At 70.9% G+C, this 17,304-nt stretch carries 19 protein-coding genes, 1 pseudogene and 1 CRISPR repeat array; of the genes and pseudogenes, 17 read left to right on the top strand and 3 right to left on the bottom strand.

The genetic code is table 11. From position 1 onward, the window contains the following. The first annotated feature begins 1 nt into the window (after nucleotide 1). The 14 genes and pseudogenes from PV789_RS26340 to PV789_RS29845 all read left to right on the top strand — a co-directional run. Entirely contained in the window at nucleotides 2-526 is a 525-nt protein-coding gene (locus tag PV789_RS26340) for an ATP-binding protein (protein WP_274975042.1), read from the top strand. A gap of 265 nt (nucleotides 527-791) precedes the next feature. Further along, a complete protein-coding gene (locus tag PV789_RS26335; protein ID WP_274975041.1) occupies nucleotides 792-1,310 on the top strand; it encodes a hypothetical protein in 519 nt (172 codons plus the stop codon). Continuing rightward, nucleotides 1,310-2,092: a hypothetical protein gene (locus PV789_RS26330; protein ID WP_274975040.1), complete on the top strand. Its 783-nt coding sequence runs from the start codon at nucleotides 1,310-1,312 to the stop codon at nucleotides 2,090-2,092. Before PV789_RS26335 ends, PV789_RS26330 begins: the two co-directional genes overlap by 1 nt. Nucleotides 2,093-2,139: 47 nt before the next feature. Further along, nucleotides 2,140-2,757, top strand: a complete 618-nt coding sequence (locus PV789_RS26325) for an SAF domain-containing protein (protein ID WP_274975039.1) — start codon at nucleotides 2,140-2,142, stop codon at nucleotides 2,755-2,757. A gap of 30 nt (nucleotides 2,758-2,787) precedes the next feature. Next, complete coding sequence (locus tag PV789_RS26320; protein WP_274975038.1) at nucleotides 2,788-3,618, top strand: CpaE/TadZ family protein; 831 nt, start codon at nucleotides 2,788-2,790, stop codon at nucleotides 3,616-3,618. Continuing rightward, the gene (locus tag PV789_RS26315; RefSeq protein ID WP_274975037.1) at nucleotides 3,615-4,940 is read left to right on the top strand and encodes a TadA family conjugal transfer-associated ATPase; all 1,326 of its coding nucleotides are present in this window, start codon (nucleotides 3,615-3,617) and stop codon (nucleotides 4,938-4,940) included. Before PV789_RS26320 ends, PV789_RS26315 begins: the two co-directional genes overlap by 4 nt. Next, the gene (locus PV789_RS26310) at nucleotides 4,937-5,782 is read left to right on the top strand and encodes a type II secretion system F family protein (RefSeq protein WP_274975036.1); all 846 of its coding nucleotides are present in this window, start codon (nucleotides 4,937-4,939) and stop codon (nucleotides 5,780-5,782) included. Before PV789_RS26315 ends, PV789_RS26310 begins: the two co-directional genes overlap by 4 nt. After that, nucleotides 5,779-6,720 carry a type II secretion system F family protein gene (locus PV789_RS26305; protein WP_174546857.1) on the top strand — a complete coding sequence of 314 codons (942 nt, stop codon included), beginning with the start codon at nucleotides 5,779-5,781 and terminating at the stop codon, nucleotides 6,718-6,720. Before PV789_RS26310 ends, PV789_RS26305 begins: the two co-directional genes overlap by 4 nt. A 206-nt stretch (nucleotides 6,721-6,926) precedes the next feature. Next, nucleotides 6,927-7,130, top strand: coding sequence for a hypothetical protein (locus PV789_RS26300; protein WP_019607794.1), 204 nt, complete (start codon nucleotides 6,927-6,929; stop codon nucleotides 7,128-7,130). Nucleotides 7,131-7,279: 149 nt separating this feature from the next. Further along, nucleotides 7,280-7,621 carry a TadE family protein gene (locus PV789_RS26295; protein ID WP_302475407.1) on the top strand — a complete coding sequence of 114 codons (342 nt, stop codon included), beginning with the start codon at nucleotides 7,280-7,282 and terminating at the stop codon, nucleotides 7,619-7,621. Further along, nucleotides 7,618-8,100 (top strand): TadE/TadG family type IV pilus assembly protein, encoded by a 483-nt coding sequence (locus PV789_RS26290; protein WP_274975034.1) that lies wholly within the window; start codon nucleotides 7,618-7,620, stop codon nucleotides 8,098-8,100. Before PV789_RS26295 ends, PV789_RS26290 begins: the two co-directional genes overlap by 4 nt. Next, complete coding sequence (locus PV789_RS26285) at nucleotides 8,100-8,525, top strand: pilus assembly protein TadG-related protein (RefSeq protein WP_274975033.1); 426 nt, start codon at nucleotides 8,100-8,102, stop codon at nucleotides 8,523-8,525. The genes PV789_RS26290 and PV789_RS26285 overlap by 1 nt, the downstream gene beginning before the upstream one ends. Before the next feature lie 34 nt (nucleotides 8,526-8,559). Then, nucleotides 8,560-11,124, top strand: coding sequence for an OmpA family protein (locus tag PV789_RS26280; protein WP_274975032.1), 2,565 nt, complete (start codon nucleotides 8,560-8,562; stop codon nucleotides 11,122-11,124). A 142-nt stretch (nucleotides 11,125-11,266) separates the two neighbouring features. After that, a CRISPR array of direct repeats spans nucleotides 11,267-12,268; the repeat unit is 29 nt; unit sequence GTGAGCCCCGCGCACGCGGGGATGGACCG. Nucleotides 12,269-12,295: 27 nt separating this feature from the next. Then, nucleotides 12,296-12,493: pseudogene (locus PV789_RS29845) on the top strand (DUF6221 family protein); the annotation flags it as partial. A 54-nt stretch (nucleotides 12,494-12,547) separates the two neighbouring features. Here the strand turns inward: PV789_RS29845 and PV789_RS26275 are convergent. The 3 genes from PV789_RS26275 to PV789_RS26265 all read right to left on the bottom strand — a co-directional run bounded on the left by PV789_RS26275 (nucleotide 12,548) and on the right by PV789_RS26265 (nucleotide 14,048). Next, the gene (locus PV789_RS26275) at nucleotides 12,548-12,808 is read right to left on the bottom strand and encodes a hypothetical protein (RefSeq protein ID WP_274975031.1); all 261 of its coding nucleotides are present in this window, start codon (nucleotides 12,806-12,808) and stop codon (nucleotides 12,548-12,550) included. 152 nt (nucleotides 12,809-12,960) lie between these two features. Beyond that, nucleotides 12,961-13,212, bottom strand: a complete 252-nt coding sequence (locus tag PV789_RS26270; RefSeq protein ID WP_274975030.1) for a hypothetical protein — start codon at nucleotides 13,210-13,212, stop codon at nucleotides 12,961-12,963. A gap of 80 nt (nucleotides 13,213-13,292) precedes the next feature. Then, nucleotides 13,293-14,048: a metal-dependent hydrolase gene (locus PV789_RS26265; protein ID WP_274975029.1), complete on the bottom strand. Its 756-nt coding sequence runs from the start codon at nucleotides 14,046-14,048 to the stop codon at nucleotides 13,293-13,295. 991 nt (nucleotides 14,049-15,039) lie between these two features. Here PV789_RS26265 and PV789_RS26260 point away from each other — a divergent pair. The 3 genes from PV789_RS26260 to PV789_RS26250 all read left to right on the top strand — a co-directional run bounded on the left by PV789_RS26260 (nucleotide 15,040) and on the right by PV789_RS26250 (nucleotide 17,211). Continuing rightward, a complete protein-coding gene (locus PV789_RS26260) occupies nucleotides 15,040-15,447 on the top strand; it encodes an ArsR/SmtB family transcription factor (protein ID WP_274975028.1) in 408 nt (135 codons plus the stop codon). A gap of 1 nt (nucleotide 15,448) precedes the next feature. After that, nucleotides 15,449-16,093: an SRPBCC domain-containing protein gene (locus PV789_RS26255; protein ID WP_274975027.1), complete on the top strand. Its 645-nt coding sequence runs from the start codon at nucleotides 15,449-15,451 to the stop codon at nucleotides 16,091-16,093. 557 nt (nucleotides 16,094-16,650) lie between these two features. Further along, the gene (locus PV789_RS26250) at nucleotides 16,651-17,211 is read left to right on the top strand and encodes a hypothetical protein (protein WP_274975026.1); all 561 of its coding nucleotides are present in this window, start codon (nucleotides 16,651-16,653) and stop codon (nucleotides 17,209-17,211) included. Nucleotides 17,212-17,304: the final 93 nt, after the last annotated feature.

The raw sequence follows: 17,304 nt of genomic DNA, 5'->3' as shown, positions 1-17,304 counted from the left end.
CATGACGACGACCCTCACTCCTGCCCCGGCTCCGGAACCGATGCCGTCCCCGCCCCGGCGGGCGTCGACCTGGTGGGAGCACCGCGTCTACCGCTCGGACCTGGCCCAGGCCCGTCAGGTCCGCGCCGACCTGCGCGCCGATCTGGCGGGGTTCGATCCCGACCTGGTGGACACCGTGCTGCTGTGCGCGGCCGAACTGGTCGCCAACGCCGTCAAGTACGCACCCGAGGGCCGGGAGTTCCTGCGGGCCCTCGCCCTCCTGGACGAACGCACGCTGTGGCTGGCCGTGGTGGACGAGGGAGGCGGCACCGGCCTTCCCCGAATCCCGGACGACCGGTCGGACGACGAGTGGTCGTGGGCTGAGGGGCAGCGCGGCCTGATGCTCGTCGACTCCCTCGCCCAGGCATGGGGCCACTACCCGGTGGGACCTGGCAGCGCCCGTCTGGGCCTCGGAGTCTGGGCGACCTTCCCGGTGTCACCCGACGAACGCCCCCTCGGGCTTCCGGGGTTCGTGATGAACAGCTGACCAGGCTCTGAACCTGGAACGTCGTGGGCGGCGCCTGTCACGGGCGCCGCCCACCGTCATGTCTGGAAGCCGTTTTACTGGTGATGCTGGCCGACCGGAGAGTGTTTCCGCAGGTAGGCGAGTTGGACATCGAAGAGGCGTGAGCTTACCGACAGTTTTTCTCCGAAGGGTCGTCCGTAACCACTTGTGCGCAGGCCAGACGAGGGGCTACCTTCATCTCTGTCACGGAGAGTGACAATAAAATCACTCCAGGGAGCCCTCTGTGGTGCGTGGATTCCTGTTGTCCCTGTCAGGCGTGTTGCTCCTGACAGGGTGTACCGCTGAAGCGGACGAGGCAGTCGAACCAGTCGTTCAATCCTCAACCATTCCGCCTGAAACGGAAGCTCCGGAGAAGTCCCCGGAAGAAGAGGCCGTCGACACCTACCTGCGGTTCTGGGACGCGATCGTTCTCGCTTCGGCGGAAATGGACCCGGACCATCCGGACCTGGAGAAGTACGCCGTCGACCAGGCGCTCGAACTGGCGCAGCAGGGGGTCCGGGGAGTGGCCGAAGCCGGTTACGGCATGGAAGGCGACCCGGTCCCCGCTCCTGAAGTGGTCTCTGCTGAGCCCACAGACGAACCGAGATCGATCGTGATCAGGGATTGTCAAGGAGCGGGTGACTGGAAGGTCGTCGGAGAGGCCGAGCCAAGGTCCGACAACGTACGCGTGGACGCCAGGGTGAACCGCGACGTTTTCTCCTGGCGGGTGGTCCAGCTGCAGGTGTGGGGAGACGACTCGTGCTGATGTCGACGACGATCCTCGCCGCTGCCGTTCTTCCTGCCGTGACCGTCGTGTCCCCGATGCTTCCTCCGCCGAGCGAGATCGACTTCAAGGGCAACGCCTCCTGCGAAGCGTCCGGGTGTTCCGCCTTCGCCGAATCCGGGCAGCACAGCGGTGGCTCCTCAGGCGGTGCACCTCGACCCGACAGCGGCGCAACCGCCGTGCTCTCCGCCGAGGACCCGTGCGTGGAGATGGACCAGGCGGAACCGGGCTGGACCTGCGTCGCCTCGACCAGGTCCGGCCCGGGCGGCGGGGAAACCGTCAGCCCGCGCGAGGCCGCCGAACAGGCACGGGCCTCCATGAGTCTGCCCTCGCCCGCCTTGGCCTCCTCGCCCGCCGAGGACACGGTCGTTCACTTCCCGGTATGGCTGTGGGTGGACGGCGCCGACTGGGAACCGGTCAGCGCGACCGCCTCCGTCTCCGCGGGCTCGGTCACCGTGACCGCCGTGCCGCAGCAGCTCCGCTGGGACATGGGCGACGGAACGGTGCTCTACTGCGACGGACCCGGGACCGTGTTCGACCCCGCGCGCCACGACTCCCAGAAGCCCTCGCCCGACTGCGGCCACGCCTATACCCGCACGTCCCGCAACCAGCCCGACAGCCGCTTCCCGGTCGCCGCCACGGTGTCCTGGACGGTGGAGTGGACCACCAGCGCGGGCGGCGGAGGCACCCTCGACCCGTTGACGACCAGCGCCTCCGACAGCGTCCGCGTGCGCGAGGTCCACGCGCTGGTCACCGACGGCTGAACACGGCAGGGACCTCGACGCACCAGGCAGGGACGGGAGCACAGGGCGTGACGACGTTGACCAAACCCCACTCAGGCGACCGGAAGACCGGGAAATCCCGGCTGTCCGCCGTCCGCCGCCGCGGCTGGAAGCGGCCCTTCGCCGGGATCGCCGCCATGGTCCTGGGCGGCGTCGTCGCCGCTTGGGCCGCCACCCGCGAGGAGGAGCCCGCGACGGTCCTAGTCGCCGTCAACGACGTGGAGGCCGGTGACGGCCTCGACATCGCCGACCTGCGGGTCGTGTCCGCGTTCGGTGTGGAGGAGCTGGACCTGGTCACGGTCCCCGAGGCGCTGCGCGGCCGGGCGGCGGCACCGATTCCGGCCGGAACCGTGCTCACCGGCCCGATGATCGCCGACACCTCCGCCTGGCCCGCGCCGGGACAGGCGGTGGTCGCGGTGCAGACCGCGCCGGGGATGCTGCCGGAGTCCGCGGGCAAGGGCGCGCTGCTGCTGGTGATCGCCGAGGAGGGCGACCCCTTCCACGCCCGCCTGCACTCGTTGGGGGACGAGGAGGCACCCGCGGACGCGCGGGTCGTGGAGCTGCTGGTGGTGGACGAGGACGCGGCCGGGGTGGCCCGCGCCGTGGACGAGCCGGGCACGCGCCTGGTGCTCATGGCCGAGCCGTAGGACGACAGAGCAAGACACAAGGGGGAGACCATGATCATCGCGGTGTGTTCGTTCTCGGGAGCTCCGGGGGTCACAACCCTGGCGACCGCCTTGGCGGCGGTGTGGCCCACGGGCCCGCTCACCGTTCCGGTACTGGTGGAGGCCGACGCCAGCGGCGGCGACCTGGCCGTGTGGCACCGGCTCGTCGGCCGACCCGGGCTGGTCTCGCTCGCGGCGTCGGTCCGGGCCTCCGACCCGAATCCGGACGGGGAGCAGGGGGCACGGCGCGCCCTGCTGGCGCACGCCGCCGAACTCCCCGGAGGGCTGCGGGCCCTGGCCGCGCCGACCACGGCGCACGAGGCCTCCGCCGTGGTGACCGCGCTCGCCCACCGCGCCCGCGTCCTGCGGGGCGGGCTGACCGTCCTGGACCTGGGCCGGGTGGCCCCGGGAAGCGCGGGCGCGCACCTGCTCACCCTGTCCGACGCCGTGGTGCTGACCGTCGCGGGCGACGACGCCGCGCAGATCCACCGCGTCTCGCGCTGCCGCGACGTCCTGGAGTCCCTGGCCGGCAAAGGCGCCGCGGTCGGCCTGGCGGTGCACGGCTCCCGCTTCTCCACCAGTGAGATCACCGCCCAGACCGGCTGCCGGGTGTGGGCCCAACTGCCCCACGACCCGACCGGCGCGGCGTTCCTGCGCGGAGAGGACTCCCGCCCGCGGAGCCTGCGCGAACGCGTGGCCGCCTGGTCGCACACCCGCCACAACCCCGACGGCGTCGAGTGGATGCCGCTGCTGGCCGCCGCCCGCGACCTGGCCGACCGGGTCGACGACCTGGTGGACGCCGCCGCGACCCTGCGCCGCTTCGAGGAGGCGTTCGCCGCGTGAGCGCCTCCGACACCTCCCGCGTGGCCGCCCCGAGCGGCCAACGCGTCGCACCGCACCTGGCCGAGACCGCCGCCCGGCTGGCCGACCGCGTCACCGACACCCTGGTCCGCCAGGAAACCGACACCCCGGCGCGCAACGGCCACCGCGCCCGGCGCGAACGCGCGGACGCGCTGCTCGCCGCCCTGCTGGAGGAGTACGCCTGCCGCGCCCTCACCGGAGCCGCCCGCGCCCTGACCGGTCCCGAGGAGGAATGGGTCCGCGCCCGCGCCCTGGCCCAGGTCTGCGGGCTCGGCCCCCTCGAACTCCTGCTCGGCGAACCCGGCGTGCGCGACATCCACATCAACGGCACCCGCGTCTGGGTCGACCTCGGCGACGGCCGCCGCGAGGAACGCGCGCCCGTCACCTCCACCGACGAGGAACTCGTCGCCCTCGTCCGGCGCCTGGCCGGACAGGCCCCCGGCGGAGAACGGCGCTTCGACGCCTCCGCGCCCCTGCTGAGCATGGAACTCACCGGCGGCGCACGCCTGTCCGCCGTCATGGGCGTCTCCCGGCGCCCGGCCGTCAACATCCGCCGCCACCCCGAACGCGAACTCACCCTGTCCGACCTCACCGCATCGGGCATGCTCACCCGCCCCGTCCGCTCCCTGCTCACCGCGGCCGTGCGCGCCCGGCTCAACCTCGTCATCGGCGGCGCCACCGGCTCGGGAAAGACCACACTGCTGCGCGCCCTGGCCCGCCACATCCCGCCCGCCGAACGCGTCATCACCGTCGAGGACGCCTTCGAGCTCAGGCTGGACGCCGACGAGGACCTCAACTGCCTCGCCCTCCAGGGCAGGCCGCCCAACACCGAGGGCGCCGGGGAGATCACCCTGGCCGACCTGGTCCGCCACGCGCTGCGCATGTCCCCGGACCGGGTCATCGTCGGCGAGACCCGCGGACAGGAGACCGTCGCCCTCCTGCACGCCATGACCATGGGCACCGACGGTTCCATGGCCACCGTGCACGCCTCCTCCTCGGCGCAGATCCTCACCAAGCTCGCCACCTACGCCAACCAGGCCAGCGAACGCCTGACCCTGGAGGAGAGCGGAGTCCTCATCTCCTCCGCCGTCCACCTGGCCGTGCACATCGACACCGACGAGCACGGCGGCGGCCGCGTCGGCAGCATCCGCGAGATCGTCGGCGTCGACGGGCCCCGGGTGGTCACCAACGAGGTCTACGCCCGCGAACACGGCGGGTTCACCACCCCGCTGAGCCCGCAGTACACCCGCAAGCTCGCCCGCGTCGGCTTCGACCCGGCCAGCCTGTTCGAGGACGCGCGGTGACCACCGTCCTGGCCGCCAGCCTGGGCGGCGCCGCGGTCGGCCTGGGCCTGGTGCTGCTCTGGCCCGCGCTCATCGCCGCCCCCAAGTTCCTGCGCTCGCGGGTCAGCGTGCGCCGCGACACCGTGCTCCGGGCGGCCGCCGCCCTCGGCGCGGGCATGCTCGCCTGGGGCGTCACCGGCTGGCCCGTCGCCGCCGCCCTGGCCGCCGCTGCCGCCTGGTGGCTGCCCGCCGTCCTGGGACCCGACCGGGCCACCGCCGCCGAGATCGCCCGCATCGAGGCCGTCGCGGGCTGGACCGAACAGCTGCGCGACCTCATCACCGCCTCCTCCGGGCTCCGCCAGGCCATCTGGACCTCCTGCGCCATCGCACCCGAGGCCGTGCGCGGCGACGTGCAGGGCCTGGCCGCGGACCTGACCGCGGGCAACGACCTGGAGGACGCCCTCACCGCCTTCGCCCACCGCGTCGACAACGAGACCGCCGACCTGGTGGCCGCCGCGCTGTCCATGGCCGCCCACCGGCACGCCGCCGACCTGGGCACCCTCCTGGGCAGCCTGGCCGAAGCGGCGCGCGACCGCGCGTCCATGCTCGTGCGCACCTCCACCTCCCGGGCACGCACCCGCACCTCCGTCCGCATCATCACCGCCGCCTCCCTCGCCATGGTCATCGGCATGGCCGCCCTCAACGGCCCCTACTTCGCCCCGCTCGGCTCGACCACCGGCCAACTCGTGCTCGCACTGGTCGGAACCGTGTGGGCGACAGCGCTGTGGTGGCTGACCCGCCTGTCCGCCCCGCCGCGCACCGAACGCGTGCTGTCCGTCCACGATCAGGAGGAACGCGTATGAGCGTGTTCGCGGCGGCCCTGGGCGGGGCCGCGGTGGGAGCCGGACTGTGGTGGACGGCGCGGGTGCTGAGTCGCCCCGATCTGGCCGACCTCCTTCCGCCGCCGGACCTGGAACAGGAAGGGGTTCAGCGGAGGGAAGGGGAACGCGCGTGGGGGCGGGCGGGGCAGAGGAAGGGAACAGGGGCCACCGGGATCGTGGGTGCCGCCGCGAACGCAGCGCGGGCCGGAGGGGGAGTGCTGGCCCGGTTCGGCTGGCCCGGCCCCCGAACCCGGCGCGACCTGGCCGTGTGCGGCATCGACACCGACCGCCACGGAGCCGAGACGACCGTGTCCGCGTTCGCCGGAGCCACCCTGTTCCTGTCCCTGCTGGCCACCGCCGTGCCGCCCGCCTCACCGATGCCGCTCACCGCCGCACTGGGGCTCGGCACGTCCTGCCTGGGGCTGTGCCTGGTCGCGCCCGCGCTCGTGCTCCGCCACAGGGCGGCCCGGAGCCGCGCCCGGCTGGGCGCGGTCACCTCGGTCATCGCCGACCTCGTCGGGGTCGCCCTGGCCGGAGGATCGGGGGTCACCGGAGCGCTCGCCTCCGCCACCCGGCGCGGGAACGGACCGGCCTTCGACCTGATCCGGCGCTGCCTGCACGAGGCCAACCTGCGCACCCGCCCGCCCTGGGACGCCCTGTCCGACCTCGCGGAGCGGACCGGCGTACGCGAACTGGACGAACTCGCCTCCTCCATCCGCATCGCCGGAACCGACGGCGCCCGGGTTCGCGCCTCGGTCCGCGCCAAGGCCGCCGCCCTGCGCACCCACCGCCTCGCCGCCCTGGAAGCGCAGGCACACGAGGCCACCGAACGGATGACCCTGCCGGTCATGCTGCTGGTGCTCGGCTTCCTGCTGCTCATGGGCTACCCCGCCGTCACGCACGTGACCAGCGGGTTCTGAGCAAAGGCCCGATATCCGAGACGCGCCAGCCGTTCGCTGTCCACCATTCGCCGTCCGCCGTCCGCCGTCCGCCGTCCGCCGTCCGTCGTCCGCTTTCAGCGGGCGTCCAGTCACCGACCACCGAACGCCAGCCACCCGCCAGCGGCCACCACCGGCACACAGACACCGGCCCGCAGGCACCGGCCACCGAGAAAAGGGGCAACCACATGCGCCAGGCCCTGCGCCGCGCCCTCACCGCACTCGTCCTCGGCACGCGCCGCCACGGTCGCGCAGCGGACCGGGGTTCGACCACCACCGAGTACGTGCTCATGCTCGTCGTCGCCATCGGCATCGCCACGGCGGTCGGCGGCATCCTCACCCCGAGGATCATCGAGAGCGCCCAGTCCGTCGACCTGGGCGTCACACCGTGAGGAACCGGCCGAGGCGGGACGGCAGGGGCGGTCGGGGCCGCTCGGACGCCTGGAAGCACCGGGCTGTCTGGGGTGGTCGGGACCATCGGGAGTTCTGGAACCCCAGGGGTGCCCGTGGAGGCCGGGACGACAGAGGCGGCGCGGACACCCTGTTCGTCATCCCGCTGATGTTCCTGATGCTGCTGGGCATCCTGCAGTACGGCCTCTGGGCGCACGCCCATCACCGGGCCCAGGCCGTGGCCACCGAGGCGCTCGCGGCGGCACGGGCCTTCGGCAGCAGCGCCGGAGAGGGACGAGCGCGGGGACACGCCCTGGCCGAGGACCTGGGCGGCATCATCCTGCGGGACGTCCAAGTCCGGGTGGAGCGGGGCGACGCCACCACCAGCACCAGCGTGGACGGCACCGCGATCAGCCTGGTCCCCGGCTGGAACCCGTCCGTCAGCACGACCCTGTCCGGACCCACGGAGCGCGTCGACGGAGCGGCCCGGTGACAGCGCCTCGTGAGCGGATTCGGGACCGGGATTCGGGGCGGGAGCCGGGCCGGGATCGAGACCTGAAGCGGGAGCGGGACCGGGGGAGCGCGTCGGTCGAACTGGTCCTCATCGTCCCCGTCGTACTGGCCTTCCTCCTCCTACTGGCCCTGACCGGCCGCAACTACACCGCGGCACTGGCAGCTGACGCCCTCGCCCACGCCGCCGCCCGCTCCGCCTCCCTGCACACCGACCGGAACGAGGCCCGAAACGCCGCTGAGCAGGCCGTCGCCGCGAGCGTGGGCGGCTGGGGACGCGCCTGCCAGGAACCCGCCGTGCGGTTGCGGCCGACCACCGAAGGGAACCTACGCGCGATGCGGGCCGAGGTCGAATGCACCGTGCACCGCGACGACCTGCGGATCCTGGAGGTCAGCGAACGGCGCACCGTCACCGGGTCGGCCGTCTCCGTCCTGGACGTCCACCGAGAGCAGGAGCCCTGATGGGCGGAGGCAGCCCGAGCGCGTTCGTCGTCGCCATCGCCGCGACCCTCCTGGCCTGCCTCGGCCTGGTCCACGACGGCGCCCAGATGCTCCGCGCCAAGACCCGGACCACCACCCTCGCCCACGAGGCCGCCCGGGCCGGAGCCCAGCACCTGGACGCTGACCTGCTGCGCACCGGCACCCTCGCCCTCGACCGCGACGAGGCGCGCAGCGCGGCCCGGGACCACGCCCGGCTCGCGGACGCGGGTGCGGGGGCGCACGCGCAGGCGGGCACGAACGCGGCCGCGGCCGTGGACGTGGTTGTCAGCGCTGACGAGGTCACGGTCACCGTCACGACCACCTACCGCCCGACCGTGCTCGCGGTGCTCGGAGAGGTCGAGATCACCTCCCGCGCCACCGCGACCGCGCACACCCCGACCCCCTGAGACGCCGAGGGACAACGCTGGAAGAGGGGACGACATGCACCACCCGGTTCGCAAGGCTCTGGCCTGCGCGATCACACTCGCCCTGCTGATCGCACCGCCCGTCCTGCTCCAGCGCTGGCAGTGGCCCGCACAGCTCGACGGGATGTCCTGGGACCACCTGTGGCTGACACTGATCAGCGCGACGCCGCCCACCGTGGTCCTCCAAGCACTGACACTCGTGCTGCTCTGGACGCTGTGGGGCACCTTCGCCGGGCTGGTGCTCCTGGACACGGCGGCCCTCCTGCGCGGGCAGGTGCCCAGGATCGGACTGCTGCGCCTGGCGGTGACCGGGGCCGCTGGAACCTCGGTCGCCGTGTCCGCGCCCGCCGTCGCCTCGGTGGCACCGGCTGACAGCGCGCTGACAACCGGCGAACAGGAAGCGCGCGGCGAGGAACCGGCGCACACGCTGGGACGCACCCGGATGCTGGCGGGCTTCGGGACCGATTCCGCGCAGCTCACACCCACCATGACGGAGGAACTGCTGCCCACCGTCGAACTCCTCCAGCTCTTCGGAGACCCGGGGGAGCCGGTCACCGTCACCGGGCACACCGACACGAACGGCCCCGACGAGTACAACCGCGCGCTGTCCGAACGCCGAGCCGAGTCCGTCGCCGTCTTCCTGACCGAACAGCTGGGGGAGGGGTGGACCATCACGACCGAAGGCGCGGGCTCCGGGCAGCCGCGCAACCATCCCGACCTGGGACAGGCCGCGGACCGGCGAGCGGAGATCGCGTACACGCTGACCACCCAGCCCCGCGCGGCTGCTGACAGCCCGGCGGAGCAGGGCGAACGGGAGCCGAGTCCGCCCCCGGAGCAGGAACAGGAGAGGGGTCGCGAAAGCAGGGAGCGCGAAAGCAGGGACTCCGAGAGCAGGGGCCGCGAGAGCGAAGCGGCGGACGACCTGGCTGACAGCGCGCTCACGTCCGGCGAAGGGGAGGACGAAGGGTTCTCCGGTACGAGCATGCTCGTCGGAGCCGCGGCGGGCGCGGTCGCCGGAGCTGTCGGCGGACGGCTCACCGCACCTCGACGGCGTGGGGTCCGTCGGGGCGAGGCCGATCCGCTGGCGGGCGGGGAGACAGCCGCACCTGAGCCTGAGCCCGAGGGGGTTTCCGGCGTCGAGGTCCTCCGGAGCGCCGGAACGGAGCTGGTCTCGGCAGGGGGATATCTGAGGGTCGCCGACGACCTGGCTGTCAGCGCACGCGACGGGCTCAGCGTGGCCGGAACCCACGGGTCGGGTGTGTGCGCCTCCGTCATCGGCCGGGCCTTGGAGGAGGAGCACACCACGGTCATCACCACCCAGGACGTCCTGGCACGGGCGGGAGCGCCGGAAGACGTGGACGCCCCCGGCCTGGTGGTGTGCCCCGACACCGCGTCGGCGATCACCGAGACCGAACTGGCCTACATCAGCGCCGTGCGCCTGGAGGACGAGAAGGAAGCCGCTGACGCTCCCTCGTGGACGCTGCTCGTGGTGAAGCCTCCCGAGGAGGGGTGGGTCAGTGACCGGCTGGACATGGTGACCAGGGGTTCGACCGACAGCGGCACCCTTGTCCTGGTTCTGGGGGAGGGATGGTCTTCGCCCACGGTCCGCTGCGACGCCCTCGACACGGTGGAGGTCACCGACGCGGACGGGGCCGGGACCACCGTGTACGACGGCCTTCGCCTGTTGCACGTGGACGCGGCTGCTTTCTCGGTGTGTCTCGGCACTGACACAGAGGGGCTGCCGGTAGCTGAGGAGACTGAGGAAGAAGAGGAGGACGCTTCCTGCTCCCCGGCCGTGGAGGAACCCGAACTTTCCGAGGAGAGGGAGGAAGGGGAGGAGCCGGTGAAGCCGCGGCTGCGGCTGTGCCTGTTCGGACCTCAACCCAGGATCTTGCTGGACGACGCCGATGTCGGGGCACGCATGCGTGGTGCCACACGCCGTATGCTCGCCCTCCTTGCGCTCCACCCGGACGGGATGGGCACCGAGGCGCTCACCGACGCCCTGTTCTCCCACTCCGCTGAGAGCAAGGCCCGAGGCCTTCGCAACACCGCCTCCAGCGACGCGCGCCGCGTGATCCGCGAGGCGTTGGGGGACGGCGAGGCCGAGATTCTGGAGGTTACCTCGGGTCGGTACCGGGTTCTCCGCGAAGCCGTTGACGTGGACGTGTGGTGCTTCGACGCCGCGCTCAAGGCCGCGAGCGCGACCCGGGACGCGGAACAGCGTCTGGCGCACCTGCGAATCGCGGCGGCGGAGTACACGCACGAGCTGCTGTCCGAGGTGGAGTTGCCCTGGATCGAGGAGAAGCGCCAGGCCTACCGTCGAGCCGCTGCCGACTGCTTCGTCAGCCTCGCCAAGGCCAGTGAGGGGCCGGAGCAGGGGCTGGTCTGGTTGGAACGGGCGAGGGAGTCCGACGGTCTGAATGAGGCCGTCTACCAGGAGATCATGCGGACCCAGGCGGCTTTGGGACGGTTGGACGCGGTCGAGCGTGCCTACCAGGAGCTCAGCGAGCGGCTCAAGGCCATGCGTGCTCGTCCCAGCGCCAACACGAGCAAGCTCTTCCAGGAGCTTCTCGGTCGTTGAGGTTGCGTTGGCTGGGATGCTGGTGGAGCTGGGAGCTGGCTGTGTGAGTATGGACGCGGAACGGGCTTCGGAGAGGTTTTAAGCAAGCTCTCCGCATAGATCGCGAGGAGATAACGGCCCGCGTTTTCGCAGGTCGTTAAGCGTGAGCCCCGCGCACGCGGGGATGGACCGACGCCGCCGCCGGGGACGTCCTGACCTGGATGGTGAGCCCCGCGCACGCGGGGATGGACCGCCCGCGACGGCGGAACCACGCAGGACGAGATCGTGAGCCCCGCGCACGCGGGGATGGACCGCCCGAGAGGGAGACGCCGCTGGGGGTGTTCGTGAGCCCCGCGCACGCGGGGATGGACCGCTCCTTCTCAGACCACTCGCGGGTCATCGTGGGTGAGCCCCGCGCACGCGGGGATGGACCGCCCTCAACGCCCGACGCTGCTGATGCAACGCCGTGAGCCCCGCGCACGCGGGGATGGACCCCACCGGCGCCGAACTGGTTCCCGGGCGCTCCGTGAGCCCCGCGCACGCGGGGATGGACCCGCGGCGCGCTCGGCCAGCGGGACGCGCTCGGTGTGAGCCCCGCGCACGCGGGGATGGACCGGGGCGATGAACCCCCCGAAGTGCTGGCCGCAGGTGAGCCCCGCGCACGCGGGGATGGACCGGGCGATCATGGCGGGCTGGCAGACGAGCGCCGGTGAGCCCCGCGCACGCGGGGATGGACCGTCAACCTCCCACGTGATAGGCGGCACCCCCTCGTGAGCCCCGCGCACGCGGGGATGGACCGCTTGCTGGAGATAGGAGACTTCTTTCGGGTCGGTGAGCCCCGCGCACGCGGGGATGGACCGTGGTTGGGGGTCACCTTCCGGCCGCCGGACGTGTGAGCCCCGCGCACGCGGGGATGGACCGGTCATGGCCGCCGTCGCCGAGGCCTGCCCGGAGTGAGCCCCGCGCACGCGGGGATGGACCGAGCGCGTGCTCGTACTGCCCCTTCGCTCTGGCGTGAGCCCCGCGCACGCGGGGATGGACCGCTGGCCAACACCCGTGACCTCTCCACCACCCCGTGAGCCCCGCGCACGCGGGGATGGACCGATCAGGACTGACCACCCCACCGCCCGTGCCCGGTGAGCCCCGCGCACGCGGGGATGGACCGGCCCGTGGATCAGCCTCGACCGAGGAGACCCTCCACATCGCCTGGCATGACCCGGCAACGGTCCTCGCAGGCATAGCAGCGAAAAGGGCCATACTGGAGCTGCATGTGAACGGCTGCCCCGGCATTGACTACTACATCACATGCTACGAGCACCACGAAGCCGCACCGTGGCCACGCCCCACCGTGCGCCTGCTCATGTCTGCATGCCAGCACAAGCCCGGGTGACAAGACCACCGGGGAGTGCGACAGGGCGTCCGTCCCGCACGGGCGCCCCCATCGTCACCCCTCAGACGGCTCTTCCTCGTCGTCCTCCCACTGCGACTCGTCCAGATCGAAGTCCGAAGACGTCTGAGCCCACCGGTATCCCCACGTCATCGACGCGTGCACCGAACTGATGCTGTCGTCCAACAGCTCCTCGCGGGCCGCCTCGATCGCCGCTTCAACTGCCTTCTCGTACACCGCCTTGATGCGCGACGAGTAGATCTTCCGGTCGCTCATCATGAAGTCGAGCTTGATCTCCAAAACCTTGGGAGTGGCCATCTGCGCTCCGTCCACCGGGTGCCTTGTGGCGCCGTGTGGGCTCATCCTGCCGCGCACGAGATTCGCTTCGGGTAAGTCAGGAAGGAGTGACCGGAAGTGGCCACGACACACGCAGAAGGCCCCTCCGGAAAGGGGCCTCGCGTTCGTCAGCGCTAGAGAGAGCGCTGGAAGAAGTGTGACAGCGGGAGCCAATTCCCAACGAGCGTCTCGATGCCGCCGACCAGAGTGCTTGTCTTGTCCACCAGCATCACCATCCTGTCAATAAAGCGCCCAATCGGGCCCTTCTTTCCCTGCTTCTCCTTGTGGTCAGCTATGGCCACTACGGTGAAGATCGTTGCGTACAGGGCTGCGGGGAGGGCAACTACGAGAGCATTGGCCGGGTCCGAACCGGCAGATTCTGTCAAATCTGTGGACTGCCTGTGCAGTTACCTCTTTGGACGTATGGGAGGGGTAAGTAGGTTCCGATACTTGTTTGTGATGCAAGTCACACTGGGGGTGGTGGAGGGGTGCCCAACACCATCATGATCGGCGCGAGCACCAGCGACCCTACCCGGATGCCGTCCTCCACCCGCGACTTGCCGGTGTGGAATGCCACCGGGGAGCGGAACATCCACCACCGCTTGCCGTTCACCACCAGCGGCCATGCGAGCGGGACCCCCGACCTCGTGAGCCAATCCCCGAGGACATGCACCAGAGCGCCGACGAATACGGTCAGACCCACCAGCCAGGAAGGCAGTGCCTGTTCCGGAGAGAACATCATCCCTAATCCCAGAAACCCCGCGATGCCCAACGCAGCCCGCTTCCGCTTCTTTAGTGTTCCCAGCTTCTTGATGGACCGCAGCACCGTCCCCAACCCGAGGGCGACCATCGAGAACACCACCACTGCCAACCCGAGCGGGACGAGCGCGACCAGGCCCGCCATCACCCCGAACACTAGACAGGCCGGAATGGTGTGTGTCAGGTGGCGGTGACCACCCGACTGGGGTTTGCGCAGCTCCACTTCCGTGGCGGTGCGCCGGTAGGTGCGGCTGGAGGTGTCGCGGAGCTTGCGGGACGTCAGCTCCGTCACCGCGCCAAGAGAACGTCCGACGGTGGACCCGGGCTCGTCAAGGTCAGGGAGGAGCGCGGCGCCGCCACCGATCAGCGCGCACACGACAGCAGAGAACGGGTCGGCCTGGACGAGGACGCCAACTCCGGCGCCAGCGAGCACGCCCGTAGCGGCGTGCGAAGTGCCCATCATGAGGGAGCTCCAAAGGGGGAGGAGGAAACATTAGGATCTCTCGGGCGTGTAACAGGACGTGGGCGTGTGGCCACAACAGGACAAGTGGTGTAAAAGCTCGATCGCTCAGCCGAGCCCACTGCTCGTCGATGCGTTCAGATGAACGGAGCGCACGCTCACGCCGATCGGGCGCTCATCGATCACGCCCCAGTGACCGCCTTCTGGTCGCGCTTAGCGGTCGGCACGCTCACTGGGTGACCTGTATCTGCGAGCGCCTGAACGATCTCCGGCCCCGTCATGTCCGGGCGTTCAGCGAGCAGCTGAGCGACGATCCTCTACCGCTCGCTCACCGACCCCGACACAGGACGAGCGGGCTGTTCATCCGCCGCAGGCTCCTCCGGCGCGTCCCCGGCGAGTTGCCCGACAGCAGCCGCTCATAGTTGTTCTCAAGCAGTCGCTCACCGACGCTGGTCCGTAGTGAGCCCGACGCACGAGGGAATGGACCGCGGGCAATCAGCGTGCTGGCCTCGTCTACGACGTGAGCCTCGCGCACGGTGGACCGGCGGCACAGTCGGTGTCTTTGAACCGGTAACCGGGGCGGGCTGACCGGTGGTTGTTTGAGATCTGGGAGTCGATCCACCGTCACTGGGTGCGCTCGCTGCCCCGCTTCCAGTGGCGGTCAGGCGCATGTGTCGGGACGCGAGATGCCAGGGAGCGCCAAGCTGGCGCGGCCGCTCGGCCGCCGCACGACGCTTCTCGGGGCCGACCCGCCCCGTGGTGTCCTTCACCGCCTACACGCCGGGGTTGTAGCTGTGGCAACGCTCGGAGGGCGAGAGGGCGACGCCTTGGGGCGCTATGGGGATCTTGTCAGTGCGGACATAGACAGGCCTGGGCTTCGCCGGAAGGCCGCATTTCCCTTCTTGTCCTGCCCTGCCCGTCCCCTGCCAAGCCGAACGTGCGCAAATATGACAGTGCTGGCTTATATAAGCGGAGGCTGTTACTATCTCTGATCGTGCACACGTTCGACATCCTCGGCGACCCGGTGCGCCGACGCATCCTGGAACTGCTCGCAGACGGCGAGCAGACCTCTGGCGCGATCACGGACGTGATCCGGGCTGAGTTCGGGCTCTCCCAGCCGGGTGTTTCACAGCATCTGCGCGTGCTGCGTGACAGCGGGATCGCGTCGGTGCGGGCTGAGGGCGCTCGCCGGTTCTACTCCGTCGACCCCGCGCCGCTGCGCGAGATCGACGCGTGGTTGGACCGGTTCCGCCGGCTGTGGGACCAACGCCTCGACGCCCTGGAGACCGAGCTGGCCCGGGGCCGGCGTGCAGCTCGGAACTCGGCCGATGAGACGTTCAGCCCGTCCGCCGAGCACAGCACCGATACGGACAAGACCGATTCCTCAGCGAAGGGCGCATGACATGAAAGACGTGCTGGATGAACTGGCCGCTGCCCGTCGGGTGATGGGCAAGGGCAGCCTGCCCGCCGGAGAGGCCTACACCATCGAGTTGCGGCGCCGATACCGAGCGCAGATCGACGACGTCTGGGATGCCGTTACCAACCCCGAGCGGCTGCAACGCTGGCTGAAACCGGTCACCGGGGACCTGCGGCTCGGCGGGAGGTTCGAGCTGGACGGAGGTGAGCACGGCGAGATCCTCCAGTGCGAGCCGCCGCGTCTGCTCAAAGTGACCTGGCTCTACGGGCCGGAAGCCGACGCGTGGCCCGGCACGAGCGAGGTGCAGCTGCGCCTGGCCCCGGGTCCGAACGGCGACACCGAATTCGAACTTATCCACGCGGCGGTGGTCGAGGAACCCCTCTTCCCGACCTACGGCCCCGGTGCCGGAGGCGTCGGCTGGGATCTGCGTCTGCTCGCCCTGACCCAGCTGTTGGCCGGTAACGAGCCCGCCGACCACGAGGCAGTCGAGAAGTCGCACGAAGGGCGCGAGTTCATCCGGCGCAGCGCTACTGCCTGGGGCGAGGCTCACCTGGCCGCCGGTGGCGAACCGGAGCACGTCGCGGCCGCGGTCGAGGCCACCACCAGGTTCTACGCACCCGACCCGTCCTGACTTCCCCGCTGCGGTAGGTCGACCGGAGTCGAACTCCTCCTTCGACACCGTGCCCTTGTGAGCCCCGCGCACGCGGGGATGGACCGCTGTCCAGTCGCCGGAGCGATCTTCAGGTGTTGTGAGTACCGCCATGCGGAGGTCAAATGGCGGTACGGAATTCGCCTGCTTTCTTGGTCGAGCCTGTTCGCCAGGGTGTTCGTCTAAGCGTGCGAACAGGGTGGAAGGCACTGACAGGGCAGGTCAGAGTGGGTGCAGGGTGTTCGTTCTGACGCCCCGACTTATAGCGTCTTGCTACTTCTTCACCGGGGCGGGGGAGGGCTGGGGGCGAGAGGTTCTCACCGCTCGGGTGTCCAACCCGGTGGGTGCGGGTGGCTTCTTTGGAGGGTGAAGGGGACTTCATCCGAGGAAGGGGCGTACCCATGTGGGCGTGGGACGAGGACAACGGCTGGTGCCGGGGCGGGGAGCGCTGGTGCTCTGCGAAGGCGGGTCACGGCCAGGGCCGGTGCCGTCGGGTGAAGGAGCCCGTGGTGCCGGTGGCGGGCCAGCGGGAGCGTCAGATGTTGCTGACCGACCTGCGGGCGCTGGTGGCCTACCTGGAAGCCCACCCGCAGCTGCCGGTGGGGGAGATGACCCGCGTGGAGATCACCTACTTCCCCGAAGGGTGCGACGGCCACCAGCATGACCAGGTCGTGCGCCTGGCCGAGGCGCTCGGGACGCGGTCGCGGTGGGAGGGGGAGCACTTCTCGTGCGGCAAGTGGTTCGGGCAGGCCGGATACCGAGTGGTGTCCATCCCCGAGCGTGCGCGGAAGGGCGAGCTGGCCGCGGTGGTCCCGTTGGGAGGTTCCGGGCGGGGCGTGAGCTGGCTCGGTCTCAGGTCGGCCCTGGCGCGTTCCGGGGCCGTTCGTCGTGTCCGGGGAATCGTCCACAGGATGCGCGGAACCGGCGGCGGAGTCGTACGCCGAGGCCGTGCGCCGGTTCCCCGCCGGACACCTGCTGACCGCCATCCGGCCCTCTCCGGGCTCCGGGCACGCGGAGGCGAAGCCGACCGGCCGGTGTCACGGGGTACCGGACATCACGCGTTCGATCTGGGCGGGTGGTGGTTCTTCCGCGGTGCGTAGGGGACCGCGGGCGTCCGGGCCGGGTGCCGCGTGGTGCCCATCCGCGAGCGTATGAGGAGGGGCAGACTGACCGCGGTGGCCCCATCGGGGGTC

It is taken from the genome of Nocardiopsis camelliae, assembly GCF_028993595.1.
Taxonomy (GTDB): Bacteria; Actinomycetota; Actinomycetes; order Streptosporangiales; family Streptosporangiaceae; genus Nocardiopsis; species Nocardiopsis dassonvillei.
Note: the sequence above shows the minus strand (reverse complement) of the source record. Positions and strands in the feature narration are given on the sequence as shown.